At 65.4% G+C, this 14,285-nt stretch carries 11 protein-coding genes and 1 pseudogene; 3 read left to right on the top strand and 9 right to left on the bottom strand.

Annotated elements, in window-relative coordinates; genetic code table 11:
- Positions 1 to 3 precede the first annotated feature (3 nt).
- On the bottom strand, positions 4 to 1,248 hold the full coding sequence (locus tag GGR25_RS17805) for an ABC transporter substrate-binding protein (RefSeq protein ID WP_343068105.1): 1,245 nt from the start codon (positions 1,246 to 1,248) through the stop codon (positions 4 to 6).
- A gap of 197 nt (positions 1,249 to 1,445) precedes the next feature.
- Here GGR25_RS17805 and GGR25_RS17800 point away from each other — a divergent pair, with 197 nt between their 5' ends.
- Positions 1,446 to 2,261, top strand: a complete 816-nt coding sequence (locus GGR25_RS17800) for an alpha/beta fold hydrolase (protein WP_183400156.1) — start codon at positions 1,446 to 1,448, stop codon at positions 2,259 to 2,261.
- 21 nt (positions 2,262 to 2,282) lie between these two features.
- On the opposite strand, the gene GGR25_RS17795 is transcribed toward GGR25_RS17800, so the two are convergent.
- From GGR25_RS17795 to alr, 8 genes are all read right to left on the bottom strand, one after another.
- Positions 2,283 to 3,536, bottom strand: a complete 1,254-nt coding sequence (locus tag GGR25_RS17795) for an arsenic transporter (protein WP_183400155.1) — start codon at positions 3,534 to 3,536, stop codon at positions 2,283 to 2,285.
- A 157-nt stretch (positions 3,537 to 3,693) separates the two neighbouring features.
- Positions 3,694 to 5,379, bottom strand: a complete 1,686-nt coding sequence (locus tag GGR25_RS17790) for a GH32 C-terminal domain-containing protein (protein ID WP_183400154.1) — start codon at positions 5,377 to 5,379, stop codon at positions 3,694 to 3,696.
- 21 nt (positions 5,380 to 5,400) lie between these two features.
- Entirely contained in the window at positions 5,401 to 6,267 is an 867-nt protein-coding gene (locus tag GGR25_RS17785; protein WP_246409987.1) for a carbohydrate ABC transporter permease, read from the bottom strand.
- 23 nt (positions 6,268 to 6,290) lie between these two features.
- Positions 6,291 to 7,214 carry a carbohydrate ABC transporter permease gene (locus GGR25_RS17780; protein ID WP_183400152.1) on the bottom strand — a complete coding sequence of 308 codons (924 nt, stop codon included), beginning with the start codon at positions 7,212 to 7,214 and terminating at the stop codon, positions 6,291 to 6,293.
- A gap of 65 nt (positions 7,215 to 7,279) precedes the next feature.
- Positions 7,280 to 8,587, bottom strand: a complete 1,308-nt coding sequence (locus GGR25_RS17775) for an ABC transporter substrate-binding protein (RefSeq protein WP_183400151.1) — start codon at positions 8,585 to 8,587, stop codon at positions 7,280 to 7,282.
- A gap of 37 nt (positions 8,588 to 8,624) precedes the next feature.
- On the bottom strand, positions 8,625 to 9,638 hold the full coding sequence (locus GGR25_RS17770; protein WP_183400150.1) for a LacI family DNA-binding transcriptional regulator: 1,014 nt from the start codon (positions 9,636 to 9,638) through the stop codon (positions 8,625 to 8,627).
- A gap of 319 nt (positions 9,639 to 9,957) precedes the next feature.
- Positions 9,958 to 11,211: a D-amino acid dehydrogenase gene (locus tag GGR25_RS17765; protein ID WP_183400149.1), complete on the bottom strand. Its 1,254-nt coding sequence runs from the start codon at positions 11,209 to 11,211 to the stop codon at positions 9,958 to 9,960.
- The gene (alr, locus tag GGR25_RS17760; protein ID WP_183400148.1) at positions 11,208 to 12,347 is read right to left on the bottom strand and encodes an alanine racemase; all 1,140 of its coding nucleotides are present in this window, start codon (positions 12,345 to 12,347) and stop codon (positions 11,208 to 11,210) included. The genes GGR25_RS17765 and alr overlap by 4 nt, the downstream gene beginning before the upstream one ends.
- A gap of 127 nt (positions 12,348 to 12,474) precedes the next feature.
- On the opposite strand from alr, the gene GGR25_RS17755 reads away from it, so the two are divergent.
- Positions 12,475 to 12,933, top strand: a complete 459-nt coding sequence (locus GGR25_RS17755) for an Lrp/AsnC family transcriptional regulator (protein ID WP_183400147.1) — start codon at positions 12,475 to 12,477, stop codon at positions 12,931 to 12,933.
- Positions 12,934 to 13,554: 621 nt separating this feature from the next.
- Positions 13,555 to 14,074, top strand: a pseudogene (locus tag GGR25_RS17750) (DDE-type integrase/transposase/recombinase); the annotation flags it as partial.
- Positions 14,075 to 14,285: the final 211 nt, after the last annotated feature.

Below are 14,285 nucleotides of genomic sequence, written 5' to 3'. Positions count from 1 at the left end.
GCCTCACTTCATCCAGGGCTGGGTCTGGAATTCACCGGTCGCGTACTTCTCCGGCGAGATAAGGATGCGCTTGCCGTCCTCGATCTGGAAGAAGGTGATCGGGATGTAGTCGTCGCCCTGCATGGCCAGATGGGTGGCGGGGTCGAACTTCAGGCGGCCCGAGGCGATCTGCTTGTCGCTCTCGCCGAGCGCCTTCATGATCGCCTTGTGATCCGCCGGATCGCCAACCTTCTTCAGGGCGTCGAGATAGAGGTTGACCGTCTCGTAGAGCGCGACGCCATAGGTGCCGCTCTCGGTGTTGTACTTGGCCTTGTACTTCGCCGCGACCTCATCGGCGCGCGGGTTCTTCGGCGTCGTCAGCGCGCCGCCGAGGAGGTTGTAGATGACGCCGTTGGAGTTCTTCTTGGTCAGCTCCACGAATTCCGGAACGCTCGGCGCATATTGCAGGAAGACGAGGCTCTTCGTCGGCTGCTCGAGGAACTGGTTCAGGAACGAGGCGGAATTTCCCGGCAGATAGTCGGTGTTGATGACGACGTCCGGCACGTCCTGGCGCACCTTGGCGAGGATCGAGCGCCAGTCGGTGACCTCGCCGAACGGGACGAGCTCGTCGACGGTGATCGTCCAGCCCTTGTCCTTGAAGGTCTTCTTCATGCCTTCCGAGATGGTCTTCGAATAGGCATTGTCCGACGAGATGATGGCGACCTTCTTGGTCGGCAGCTGCAGCTTGCCATCGGCAGCGAGCTTCTCGACGAAGGTGGTGACGTCGGTGTTATAGGCATCGAAGGACGGCGTCAGCGACCAGCAGCACTCATACTTGGCCGGATCGGGCGCGATGATGTCCTTGGTCTGCTGCGAGGTCGCCGACAGCATGTAAGGCATTTCCGCCTCGGCCATGTTGTCGATCTCGAAATTGGTCAGGCTCGCATAGCCGGTCATCATGAAATGCACGTCGGGATCGCCGAGCAGGCGCTCGACGGCGCTGGTGACGTTGCCGGCCGACTGGTCCTTCACGTCGCCCACGACGAGTTCGAAAGTGTGCCCATTGATGCCGCCGGCCGCATTCGCCTCGTCGATTGCGAGCTGGGCTCCGCGCTGGAACTCCTGGCCGTCAGCGGCGGCCGGTCCCGTCAGCGGCGCGAGCAGGCCGATCTTGACGACATCGGCCAGCGCGCCCGTCGCCATCAGGGCGGAGAGCGAGGCGCCGAGAAGCGCTGAACGAAGGAATTTCCCTGTTGATCTCGTCGTCACGACGCGTTCCCCTTTTCCAGCCGACATGCGCACGGCAGGTTTGATGATTGACAATTTACGCATGGCCACGTCAGCTTGAAAAGATACTTTCATCCGGCCAGCCACAGAATTGCTCAAGGGATGGACGGACTTTCAGCCTGCCGTATTTTTGACCATCATCCGGGCCGAGTCGGGCGGCAACCAGAAGGGGGTTAGCGATGAAGAAATACACCTTGCGAACGAGCCACGCCGATATCGGCATTCGCGAGAGCGAAGGCACCGGCATGCCGGTCCTGATGATTCACGGCAATTCCTCGACCGGCGAAGTCTTCCGCAACCAGTTCGAAGGCCCGATCGGCGCCACCTACCGGCTGATCGCAGCCGACCTGCCGGGCCATGGCGACTCCAGCAACGCCTTCGATCCCGACCGCAGCTATTCCATGCAGGGCTATGCCGATGCGCTGACCGAGGTCCTTGCCGAACTCGGTATCGCCGACGCGGCGATCTTCGGCTGGTCGCTCGGCGGGCATATCGCGCTCGAGATGATCGATCTCTATCCCGGCATGCGCGGACTGATGATCACCGGCACGCCGCCGGTCGCCGGCGAGGATATGGGCAAGGGCTTCCGGCCGGGGCCGCATATGGACCTGACCGGCAAGGAGCACTTCACCGAGCAGGACGTCTTCGACTATGCGAGCGGCACCTGCGGCCTGCCCTATGACGAGATGCTGCACGCCGCCGTCGCCCGCACCGATGGCCGCGCCCGCGCGATGATGATCGCGAAGTTCGCGCAGAACGCCGGCAAGAACCAGGCGGAGATCGTCGCCCGCCCCGATACGCCGCCGATCGCGATCCTGAACGGCTCGAACGAGCCCTATATCAATGTCGAGTTCGTCGACACGATCCCGGTCGGCAATCTCTGGGGCGGGCAGAAATTCCTGATCCCCGGCTCCGGCCACGCGCCCTTCTGGGATGCGCCGGACCAGTTCGATCCGATCTTCAAGCGCTTCCTCGACGACATCGCCGCCGCCTGAGAGCTGGCGGCGGCCCTCGCCCTAGCGCGCGAAGACGTGCAGTGCCGCCAGCGCCCCGATCAGGGCCGGCGGCATCACCACGGCGCCGATCTTCAGGAAACGCCAGGCGCCGACGCTCTGCCCCTCGCGCCGCAGCGCCACCAGCCAGAGGATCGTCGCGAGCGATCCCGTGACGGAGAGGTTCGGCCCGAGATCGACGCCGACCAGCACCGCATTGGTGATCGGCGCCGGCAACTGGCCCGCCGCGACGGTCGAACCGGCGATGAGGCCCGCGGGGAGATTGTTCAGGAGATTGCAGGCCAGCGCGACGACGACGCCCGCGCCGGCGGCCGTCCAGCCGATCGACTGCGCGGCGAAGCGCTGCGTGACCGCGGCCAGCGCATCGATGACGCCGGTCGTCTGCAACGCCTCCACCAGGACGAAAAGCCCCGCGACGAGCGGCAGCACGCCCCAGGATATGTCCCGGACCACGGGCCAGGGCGATTGCCGGCTCCCGATCAGGATGAAGGCGGCCGTCAGCACGCCGGCGACGAAGGTGGGAAGGCCCAGCTCCCAGCCGAGCGCGGACGCGATCAGCAGGAGGATCGCCGTGACGGCAATGCCGATCGCCGCCAGCAGGCCGCCGCGCGAGAGGCGGACGGGCGCGATGTCGGTCTTGATCGCCACGGGCAGGCTGGCGCGCAGGACGAGGCGGAGCGAGACGAAGGTCAACGCGATCGCCACGATCGCGGCCGGCCCGAAGGTGGCGAGCCAGACCGAGAGCGGCGGCATCTGGCTGCCATAGATCACCAGATTGGCCGGGTTCGAGATCGGCAGCACGAAGCTCGCGGCATTGGCGATGAAGGCGCAGATCAGCAGATAGGGCAGCGGCTCGGCATCGGCGGCGCGCGCGGCCGCATAGACCGCGGGCGTCAGCACGACGGCCGTCGCGTCGTTGGAGAGAAACACCGTCACGACGATGCCGACGACATAGACCAGCCAGAACAGCCGCGAACCGGAGCCGCGCGCATGGCGGACGGCGATGGTCGCGAGCCAGTCGAAGAGCCCCTCCTTCCGGGCGAGCTCCGCCAGCGTCATCATGCCGATCAGGAACAGATAGACATCCGTTCCCTTCCGCACGCCGATGACGGCGTCGGAGAACGGCAGCAGGCCGAGAACGACCAGCAGCACCGCCCCGCTGACGGCCCAGACCGCCTCCGGCAGCCGCCAGGGCCGCAGGATGACGCCCGCCGTCGCAAGGAGGGCGATGATCCAGATTGCAAGATGCGATGCCATGAATGTCTTTCGCGGCCAGCCGGCGGTTTCGATGCGCGCCGTCCATAATCGGAATCGCGGCGAAAGTCATAGGGCTTTCGCGAAAGACCCCGCGCAGTCGAAACGCGGCAGGCTGGCCGTTGCCGAAGCGGGGTGTCGGCGCGCTTCGGCCGTCCGTTCAGCCCCCCTGCGGGCGCAGATGGTGCAGCCTGGCCGCCCCGATCGTGCCGGGCGCTGCCGTGAGCGTGATCGCCTCGATCGGCGCGTCGCTGTCGATGCGCTTGGTGAGGCACCAGCGGCCATCGTCGACATAGATTTCGATGAGGCCGACATCGACGAAGATGCGGAGGCTCTCCGGCGCGATGTCCTCGATGAAATAGCGCGGCGAGGGACGACTGCCCGGCGCCTTGAAGCCGAGCTCGAGCTTGCCGTCCGCATAGGAGAGCGCGAGACCGAAGTCGGGGTGGCGGAAGGCGAGATCGAATGGCGCGCCCTTCTCCGCAAGGCTGATTTCAATCTCGGCGAGACCATCGGCCAGCGGCACCGCCTGTCCGTCCGCCGCGATCCCGATGGCGGGCTCGGGCCGCCGCAGCGTCTCGATCGTCTCGATGACGGGCGTCGAGAGCGCCCCGTCGCGCCAGACCAGCCGGCGCGGGAAGGTCATCGCGCTCGGATAGTCGCGATCCTTGAAGACATCGGTCCAGTTCGCCGCCCAGGAAATGCCGAAGGGACCCTTCCCCAGCGGCCCGTCGGTGCCGGCGATGCCCTGGAAGGCGTAGCAATCGGTCCCATAGTCGAGTTCTTCACGGGCGATCGGCGTGAAGATGCGGCCGTCGAAACGACCGACCAGCGCGAGCGTGATGTTGCGGCGGCGGCTGATCTCGTCGCGGGAGCCGAGAAGCCCGAAAATGAGGACATGCAGGCCCTCGCCCTCGCCATCGAGCGCCACCATGCAGGGGCATTCGGCGGGCAGATTCTGCGTCGTCGGCTCGCGATGCACCACGCCGGCAAAACGCCAGCCTTCCACACCGGCGGCGTCCTCGGTCTCATAGAGCAGCACCAGCGCGGCTGTGTCATCGCCGGCGCCGAGCAGCATCTTCCAGAGCCCGTCGGGACCCTTGAACACATAGGGATCGCGGAAATTCTTGCCGAGGCCCGGCAGTTCCGGCACCTCCGTCACCACCGGCACGGAGGGGCCGACATCGACGCGGTCGTCCGATACGGCCGTCATCTGCCATTCCCAGTTCGGCGTCCGGTCGTCCTGGCGGTCGGTATAATAGACGCGGAGCCCGCCATCCGGGAGGTTGATGGCCGAGCCCGAGAAGACGCCGCCGACCTTGGCGTCGTCGGCCAGCAGTTCCGGCCGCGGCAACAGGAAGACGGGCTGATGCGTCCAGTCGATGCCATTGGCCGTCACCGCATGACCCCAATGCATGGTGTTCCAGCGCAGGCTATGCGGATAGTGCTGGTAGAAGAGTTGCGCCAAGCCGCCGGCCTGCGAGAGCCCGTTCGGGTCGTTCATCCAGCCAAAGGGCGGCGCGAGATGCAGGCGGTAGCGCGCCGCGTTCGGCCGGTTGCGCTCCGTGGTATAGAGCGTCCGGATGCCCTGCCCCGCAACCTTGGTCGGATCGAAGGCATAGACCAGAGAGACGGCCGTATCCCCCTCGTCGAAGGCGAGCGACGCTGGCCCGCCGGCAAGGCGCGTCGCGATGCTGCGGGTGAAATCATCCGAGGCGGGACCGGCAAGGCGCTGCTCCGCGCCGTCGGCGGTGGTCAGCGTCACGGACGAGGCCGTCGCATCGCCCGCCGGCTTCTGGAAGACATGCAGCGTCTCCCCGGCATTGAGCTCAAGATCGATCTTCATGATGGTCGCATTCCCGGGGGATCAGCCTTTGACGGCCGATGAGATGAATGAACTGACGAACCACTTCTGGAACGCGAGATAGAAGATCAGCACCGGGATCATCATCATGACCGAGGCCGCCATGGCGCTGTTCCAATAGACGCTGTCATGGCCGAAGAACGAGGCGATGCCGACCGAGATCGGGCGCGCCCGGTCGGTCTGCGTCACCATCAGCGGCCACAGATACTGGTTCCAGGTTTCGATGCCGAGCAGGATGGCGACCGTCGCCAGCACCGGCAGGCTGATCGGCAGGAACACCGACCAATAGATGCGGAACGGCCCGGCGCCATCCACCGTCGCGGCATCATAGATGTCGCGCGGCACCTGGATGAAGAACTGGTAGATCAGGAAGATATAGAGCGGGCTCGCCATGAAGGGCAGGATCTGCGCCGCGAAGCTGTCGGACAGGCCGACGCGGTTGACGAGGGTGAGCAGCGGCAGGACGATCGATTCCTGCGGCACGATATAGAGCCCGATCAGCGCGGTGAGGATGATCGCCCGCCCCGGCAGCCGGCCCCATGCCAAGACGAAGGCCGCCATGGAATTGAGAAACACGCCGCCGAGGACCGTGACGAACAGGATGACCAGCGAGTTCAAGAGATAGCGGCCGAAGGGCAGCGCGCCGGAGAAGGTCCAGACCTCGCGGAAATTCTGCAGCGTCGGATCCGACACCCAGAAGGCGCGGAACGAACCCATATCGGCGAGGATCTGGAAGCGATCGGCCTTGAGGCTCGCCACCACCAGCAGGAACAGCGGCGAGACGATCACCAGCGCCAGGATCAGCACGGCGACGAACTTGATGACGGCGCTCCAGTCGCGCGGGACACGCGAGGGCGTCTGTGCGGCCATCTGGGCCGGTCCGGAGATGGTGGTCATTTGCGGTCCCTCACCACGAAGCGCTGCACCAGCGACACGACCAGGACGATGAAGAAGAGAAGGATGGCGACCGCCGAGGCGAGGCCGAGCCGCTGGTCGACGAAGCCGGCCGTGAACATGTAGTGGACCAGCGTATCGGTGGTCCCGCGCGGACCGCCCTGGGTCAGGATGTTCACCTGCGTGAACAGCTTGAACGCCTGGATGGTTGTGATGATCAGCACGAAGACATGGGTCTGGCGCAGCGACGGCATGGTGACATGCCAGAAGCGCTGCCAGCGCCCGGCGCCGTCGAGTTCCGCCGCCTCATAGAGCGATTCCGGAATGCCCTGCAGGCCGGCGAGATAGACGATCATCTGGAAGCCATAGGCCTGCCAGGCCGAGAGCAGCACGATCGCCGGCATCGACCAGTTCGGATCGCCGAGCCAGTCGATGGGCTGCACCAGCCCGAAAGACAGGAAGCCGACGATCTGGTTGAACGGGCCGGTCGGATACTGGAACAAGGTCGCCCAGATCACGCAGACGACGACCATCGAGGTGATCGCCGGCAGGAAGAACAGGCCGCGGAAGAAATTGCGGAAGGGCAGCTTCTGATTGAGCAGCAGCGCGATGGCGAGCGCGAAGCCGCACTGGACCGGCAGCACCATCAGCGTGAAGCGCGCCACGTTCCACAGCGCCCGCCAGAAATCATGGTCGGTCAGGATCTGCTGGAAGTTGCCGAGCCCCACGAAGCGTGGCGGCACCGGGCGCGGGATCAGCCGCTCATTGGTGAGCGCGATGCGGAACGAGGACAGGAAGGGCAGCAGCAGGAAGACGGCGATCAGCGCCAGCGCGGGCAGCAGCATCGCGATTTCCTGCACGCGCCCGTCCCACAGCGCCCTTCGCCGGCGACCGATGGCGGCCGGCACTTCACGGATCGACATGATGCTCCTCCCCAGCTTTTGGATCGCGCCGTATCGTCCGACGCGGCGCGACCGGGCGCGTCGGCCTAGTTGGCCTGGCCGAAGGGCGCGTAGCCCTCATTGTCCTCGATGTCGGCGTCGATCTTCTTCGCCGCCTTGGAGAGTTCCTCCTGGGCGTCGGCACCGTCGAAGATGTTGTTCATCGCCTGCTGGAAGGCGAGCGTGATCGTCGGATAGGCCGGATGCGGCGGACGCGGCACGGCGCTCTTCGAGGCCTGCTCGAAGGCGACGGCCATGGCGCCACCCGAAGCGTAGAGCGGCGAGTCGGCCGCGAACGACTTCAGACCCGGGAAGCCGGCATGCTCGCGATAGGCGGCGCGATACTCCGGATCCTGCAGCATGAAGGAGAGGAACTTGCCGGCGAGCGCCGGATCGGACGCGTTCTTGGTGATCGCGTAGATCCAGGTGCCGTTCGGGCTGGCGCTCTTCTCGCCGAATTTCGGCAGCGGCATCACGACGACATCATCGCCCATCTGGGCCTTGGCCTCGGCATAGAACCAGTGACCGCCCCAGGCGAGACCAGCCGGCCGGCCCTCGGCATAGAACTGGTTGCCGCCCGCCGATTGCGGCACGACCCAGCCCTTCTGCACGAAGCTCTGCAGCAGCTTCGCCGCCTCGACGCATTTCTCGCCGTCGAGCGTGCCGCCGGCCTTCCAGGTGGTGCGATCGATCACGTCGCAGCCCATCGAGACCAGAACCGGCTCATAGGCATAGGTGATCCACTCGGTCTTGGTGCCATAGGCACGGAAGAGATCGATCGGCCATTTGACGCCCGAGGCCGCGAGCTTCTCCAGCGCCGCGACGAATTCATCCTTCGTCCACGCATCGTCGACCGAGGTCGGGATGCGGATGCCGAGTTCGGTCAGCTGCTTGCGGCTGCCATAGAGCGCCACGGTCGAATCGACCAGCGCCGTCGCATAGAGCTGCTTGTCGACCGGATAGGTGCCCTGGCTGATGTTCGACGCTGTCATGTCGTCAAGCACGGCCTTGTCGATATAGGGCGCGATCGGCTGCAGGAAGCCCGACCAGACATAATTGGCGAGGAACGGCGCATCGAGCTCCATGATGTCGGGCAGCGCGCCGGCGGAGACGGCCGCGCCGACCTTCTCATTATAGGCGTCATGCGGCGTGTTGATCAGTTCGACCGTCGTGCCGGGATTGGCCGCCTCGAACTTCTTGGCGGTCTCGGTGATGATCTTCACCTCATAGGGATCGCCCTGGAACATCAGCTTGAGATTGGCCGCCTCGGCCGCCGACAGGCCCGCGAAGCCCGCACCCACGATGGTCGTGGCGCGAAGCACCGTCAGTAAACGATTACTCAGACGCATTTTCATGGCATTTCTCTCCCTCTATGGACCGGACCGCTGCGCCTCAGACCGAAGCGCGTTCGACAAGGCGGAACGGTATCTCCTCGATGGCTCGGGCCGGGGCGCCGTGCCCGGCCAGGATTTCGGCGGCGCGTCGTCCCATGGCCCTGTGCGGCAGCGCCATGGTCGTCAGGGGCGGATCGAGCCGCGCCGCGATCTCGACCTGATTGTCGAAGCTCGCGACGGCGACGTCGTCCGGGATGGAAAGGTTGTGACGGCGCAGCGCGCCATAGACTTCGAGCGCCACGCGGTCATTGCCGCAGAGGATGGCGTCGGGCCGGTCCGGGCCGGCGAAGAGGTCCGCGACATGCTCCAGAACGAGGCTGCGCGCCTGGTTGGAATAGGTGCCGCGCGTCGCCGGACGGATCCAGTCCTGGACCATGGCGACGCCGGCTTCTTGGTGAGCGGCGCGGAAACCTTCGGCGCGCAGCGTGCCGGCCAGCAGTCCCGGCAGGTTGAAGAAGGCGATGCGCCGCCGTCCGGCCTCGATCAGCCGATGCGTGATCGCCTCGGCGGCATCCCGCTCGGCCGGCACCAGGGCCGGAATCGCCTCGTCGGTGCCACGGCAATTGATCATCAGCGCGATCGCATCGCGCGCCGCGGGCGGCAGGTCGACGACCTGGTGATACATGGTGGCATAGGCGATGGCGCGCGGCATGAAGCGCTGCAATTCGCCGACACTCGTCTCGACCGAGCGGCCGCTACCGGTGCTGGTCACCACCACCGAAAGCCCGTCGGTGCGCACGGAGTTGTCGAAGGCGCGCATGATCTCGGTCGCGAAGGGCTGCGTGATCAGCCCGTCCGCGACGATGCCGATGATCGGCATGACGCCCTGCCGCATGCCGCGGGCAACGAGATTGGGTCTGTAGCCGAGCTCGTCGGCCAGCGTGCGGATGCGCTTGCGCGTCTCCTCGGCCATGCGGATCGAGGCATCGCCGCTCAACGCGCCCGAAACCGTCTTGACGGACACGCCAAGCCGGCCGGCCAGATCCTGAAGCGAGACTTTCGAGCGCGCCATGTTGGCGTTCCGCGCTTGGGTTATCGTTTACTCTCGTTTAGAGGAAGCGATGCCGGAGTCAAGGGGGAGAACGGGGTACATGAGCCGGTGGACGCACGACCTTCGACGCTGACTGTCGCGCGCGCGGCGGCGTTGCGACCCGACGGCGCCTCCGCCGGCCCCCAACACCTGCAAGATCAGATCCCACGGTTCCTATAGCGCGCCGGTTGGTCAGTTGATCGGCAGCACATCGATTTCTTGTCGGGTGAGCAGGCGCGCCCCGGTCGGGCGCGTGCGCTCCTGAGGTTGGTCATCGCCGTTCGCCCTGTGCAGCTTGGGGTCAGGCATAGCGTTCCGGGCCGAGGTCGCTCACGTCGATGTCGGGCGTGGTGCCCGAAATGAGGTCCGCGACGACGCGGGCCGAGCCGCAGGCCATCGTCCAGCCAAGGGTTCCATGGCCGGAATTGATGGTGAGATTGCCGAGCTTGCTCTGGCCGAGGATCGGCGTCCCGTCCGGCGTCATGGGACGGAGGCCGGTCCAGAACGTGGCCTTGGCCGTGTCGCCCGCGCCCGGGAACAGATTGTTGACGCAGAAGGCCAGCGTATCGCGCCGCTTCGGCGAGAGGTTGTTGTTGTAGCCCGAGATCTCGGCCATGCCGCCGACGCGGATGCGGTCGCCCAACCGGGTGATCGCGATCTTGTAGCTTTCGTCGAGGACGGTCGAGACCGGCGCCTTGGCGGCGGCAACGATCGGCGCCGTGATCGAGTAGCCCTTGACCGGATAGATCGGCAGGCGAAGGCCGACGGTTCGCCCGAGGATCGGCGAGAAGCTGCCCATGGCCAGGACATAGCTATCGCCGCGGATCGTGCCCGCGCCGGTCTCGACGCTGGCGACCTGTCCGCCTTCGACGCGGAGACCATGGATGATCGTGCCCATGCGGAAGCGCACGCCGAGCGCCTCGGCCATCGCGGCCAGCTGCGTCGTGAACATCTGGCAGTCGCCGGTCTCGTCGCCGGGAAGGCGAAGCCCGCCCGCGATCGTCGCTGCCGATCCGGCAAGGCCGGGCTCGACGCGCAGGCAGCCCTGGCGGTCGAGAACCTCGTAGCCGACGCCATATTGCTCGAGGACCGCAATGTCCTTGGCGGCGGCCTCGACCTGCTTCTGCTCGCGGAAGAGCTGCAGCGTGCCGCCGGTCCGTTCGTCATAGGCGATGCCGGTATCGGCGCGCAGCGCCTTCAGCACGTCGCGGCTATATTCGGCCACCCGGACCATGCGGGCCTTGTTGACCGCGTAGCGGGACGCCGTGCAATTGGCGAGCATCCGCACCAGCCAGTCGAGCATGGCCGGATCCGCCTGCGGGCGCAGGATCAGCGGCGGATGCTTCATCATCAGCCATTTGACCGCCTTCTGCGGAATGCCGGGCGCGGCCCACGGCGAGGCATAGCCCGGCGAGACCTGACCGGCATTGGCGAAGCTGGTCTCCAGCGCCGGACCCGCCTGGCGGTCGATCACCTCGACCTCATGGCCCGCCTTGGCGAGGTAATAGGCCGTCGTGACGCCGATGACGCCGGCGCCGAGCACGATGACTTTCATGAGAGGGACTGCCCGCTATAGATCTTGTGATGGCGCTCGCCGAAGCTGGTCAGGATTTCGTAGCCGATCGTTCCGGCGGCGCGCGCGACATCGTCGGCGCTCTGATGCGGTCCGATGAGTTCCAGCCGGTCGCCTTCCTTGAGTGCGTCGCCCGGCAGCGCCGAGATATCGACCGAGAAACTGTCCATGGAGACGCGCCCGATAATCGGCAGGCGCCTGTCGCCGAAATAGGCGCCGCCGCTCTCGGCAAGGCGTCTCGGCCAGCCATCGGCATAGCCGACGCCGACCGTCGCCAGCCGCATCATGCGGGATGCGCGGAAGGAATAACCATAGCCGACCGCCGTATCGCGCTCGATCGTGCGGATCTGGATCACCGGCGCGGTCAGGCGCAGGACGGGGCGGATCCCGCTCATGCGCGGGCCGGCCTCGATACCATAGAGCGCCGCGCCCGGCCGGCAGAGATCGAAGTGGAAGTCGGAGCCGAGAAACAGGCCGGCCGAATTGGCGAGCGAGGCCGGCACGCCGGGGAAGCGCTCGCGCGCTGACTGGAACGCCTGCCATTGGGCCGCATTGCCCGGATGGTCGGGCTCATCCGCGACGGCCAGATGGCTCATGATCAGACCAAGGTCCAGCTGCGCCAGCAATCCGGGCGTCGCCAGAAGCTGGGCCTGCTCGGCTTCAGAGAGGCCTAGGCGCGACATGCCGGTATCGACCTGCAGCACCGCCTTCCGCCGCTCGCGAACGCCCGAAGCGGCCCAGGCCTTCGCCTGCGCCAGGCTGTTGAGCACGGGCGTCAGCGCGAGCGCCTGACAGGCGGCGAAATCCTCCGCCAGAACGCCGTTCAGGATCAGGATCTCCGGCGCGGCGCCGAGGGCGCGGCGCAGCGCCACAGCCTCGCCGAATGTCGCCACGAAGAAGGGGCCGCCCCCCTCCGCGAGGAGGCGTCGGGCCACCGGTTCGGCGCCGATACCATAGGAGTCGGCCTTCACGACGGCGGCGACGGTCGCCGTCGGGGCCGCCCGGCGGAGCGCCCTATGGTTCTGCACGATCGCATCGAGATCAACATGCAGCACCGGGCCGGCGATGCGCTCTGCCGGAGCATTCTGGATCGGAGGCGGGGCGGTCAACGCGCTCATCGGGAGCTCCTGTGCGGACAGGAAACGATAAGCGCAACGACATTCGAAATTCTCGCGCATTGCTCGCGTGAGATTGCGATTGAGAGGATCTCACGCAATAATCATTCGATGAATGAAAGATAATGGCATGAGCCTCGATACGATCGACCGCCGCATGCTCCAGCTGCTGCGGCAGAATGGGCGCATCAGCAATTCCAAGCTCGCCGAGGCCGTCGGATTGTCGCCTTCCGCATGCCTGCGGCGGCTCCACAATCTCGAGACAAACGGCACGATACGCGGCTACACGGCGATCATCGACGATCCCGGTCCGGACGACGCGTCCATCGTCATCGTGCAGATTTCGCTCGATCGGCAGACCGAACCGGTGATGAGGCATTTCGAGGCGGCGGTGCGGCGCGCCGTCGAAGTGCGCGAATGCTATCTGATGACCGGAACGACGGATTATTTCCTGCGCGTCGAGGCCAAGAACATGGCCGACTATGAGCGCATCCACACCGACGTGCTGTCACGCCTTCCGGGCGTCGCCCGGATCCAGTCAAGCTTCGCCATCCGCAACGTCATCCGGCACGAAAGGCAGCATGTCTGACCACAGATCGCCAGGCAGTCTGTCGCCGAGACGCCTCCCTGAACTCGACCACGTCGGACTGCGACCCGTCACTTGGCTCCCGGAGGGCCTCATCCCGAAGCGAGGCCGTAGCCGGAGTCGAATAGAATCCGGAAATGAGGAGCGGCCGACATGGGGCTGCATCAAACTCGTGCGATCCAATCTCAGGCGTCTCGACGATGTCGCGCTGCGCCAACCCATAGAAATAACGTCGAGTAGCCGGTGTCGAACCGACGTTCCTCTCAGAACCGAATCCTGAAGCCGACGCGTCCATCGAAACGTTCGGACCCAGACCGCCAGCGCTGCAACCGCTTTCGCCGTGACGGCATCTCCGGATTCTCGCCGCGACGAGCGTGCTCAACCCAAATGCCGCGTCAACCCGCAACCGGTCGCCGCGGCAGACCTTGTGACTTAGGATAATTGGCGCGCCGGAGAGGATGAGGCTGGGCACTCTTATGTCATTGTGGTCCCTATGAAATTCAGAGATCACCATTCCTCGTATTAGCATTCGCGTTCGCTGCATACGGGGAGCTTTGCGTCGTGCCATCCAAAACCTGCTTCGGGTCCATTGTGGCCGACCGCACACGGAAATCCTGACAGTCCCCTTGCCCGCTGGATCACGTCAACCGCCAGATCTACGCCCCGGCGCCCAACTGGCTCTGGGTGTCGGACTTCACCTGTGTCGCAACCTGGGCGGGATTCGTCTACGTCGCCTTCGTCATCGATAACCCATGCTCGGCGGATCGTCGGCTGGCGGGCAAGCAGGACAGCCGATGCCAGCTTCGTCCTCGATGCGCTCGAACAGGCGCTTCACGATCGCCGCCTGACCCATCGGAGCGGCCTGGTCCATCCTAGCGATCACAGGTCGCCCAATACGCGTCCAAGTACGCCAAACGCCTCGCCGAGACCGAACCCTCGGTTGGCAGCGTCGGCGATAGCTACGACAACACTTCAGCCGAGACGATCAACGGCTTCCAAGGTCGAGGTCATCCATCGCCGTGGCCCTCGTCGATCCTTCGAAGCGGTGGAATACGCGACCCTCGAACGGGTCGACTGGTTCAACCATCGGCGGCGGCTGGAGCCCATCGGCAACATCCCCCCTGCCGAAGCCGAAGATCAATAATAGGCTGCCGCGGACAACATCGATATGGCAGCGTGACTCACAACCCAACGCCGCCGGTCGACTCGGCGCGGTTAAGCACCGCAGATTCTCTGAGCACCATCTCACATTAAGTGCAACAGCCGCGACACGATTATCAAGTCGAGCGCTCACTCTGAACTACGAGCAAAGTTAAGACTATGATATTATTAACCATTCATTCTCGTGATGAACT

The organism is Kaistia hirudinis (assembly GCF_014196455.1).
In the GTDB taxonomy this organism is placed as follows: Bacteria; Pseudomonadota; Alphaproteobacteria; order Rhizobiales; family Kaistiaceae; genus Kaistia; species Kaistia hirudinis.
Note: the sequence above shows the minus strand (reverse complement) of the source record. Positions and strands in the feature narration are given on the sequence as shown.

Excerpts from the sequence above, each read along its gene's own strand:
- GGR25_RS17795 (WP_183400155.1), bottom strand. The coding sequence starts at position 3,536 with ATGGCATCGCATCTTGCAATCTGGATCATCGCCCTCCTTGCGACGGCG.
- alr (WP_183400148.1), bottom strand. The coding sequence starts at position 12,347 with ATGAGCGCGTTGACCGCCCCGCCTCCGATCCAGAATGCTCCGGCAGAG.
- GGR25_RS17765 (WP_183400149.1), bottom strand. The coding sequence starts at position 11,211 with ATGAAAGTCATCGTGCTCGGCGCCGGCGTCATCGGCGTCACGACGGCC.
- GGR25_RS17755 (WP_183400147.1), top strand. The coding sequence starts at position 12,475 with ATGAGCCTCGATACGATCGACCGCCGCATGCTCCAGCTGCTGCGGCAG.
- GGR25_RS17775 (WP_183400151.1), bottom strand. The coding sequence starts at position 8,587 with ATGAAAATGCGTCTGAGTAATCGTTTACTGACGGTGCTTCGCGCCACG.
- GGR25_RS17800 (WP_183400156.1), top strand. The coding sequence starts at position 1,446 with ATGAAGAAATACACCTTGCGAACGAGCCACGCCGATATCGGCATTCGC.
- GGR25_RS17785 (WP_246409987.1), bottom strand. The coding sequence starts at position 6,267 with ATGGCCGCACAGACGCCCTCGCGTGTCCCGCGCGACTGGAGCGCCGTC.
- GGR25_RS17770 (WP_183400150.1), bottom strand. The coding sequence starts at position 9,638 with ATGGCGCGCTCGAAAGTCTCGCTTCAGGATCTGGCCGGCCGGCTTGGC.
- GGR25_RS17790 (WP_183400154.1), bottom strand. The coding sequence starts at position 5,379 with ATGAAGATCGATCTTGAGCTCAATGCCGGGGAGACGCTGCATGTCTTC.
- GGR25_RS17780 (WP_183400152.1), bottom strand. The coding sequence starts at position 7,214 with ATGTCGATCCGTGAAGTGCCGGCCGCCATCGGTCGCCGGCGAAGGGCG.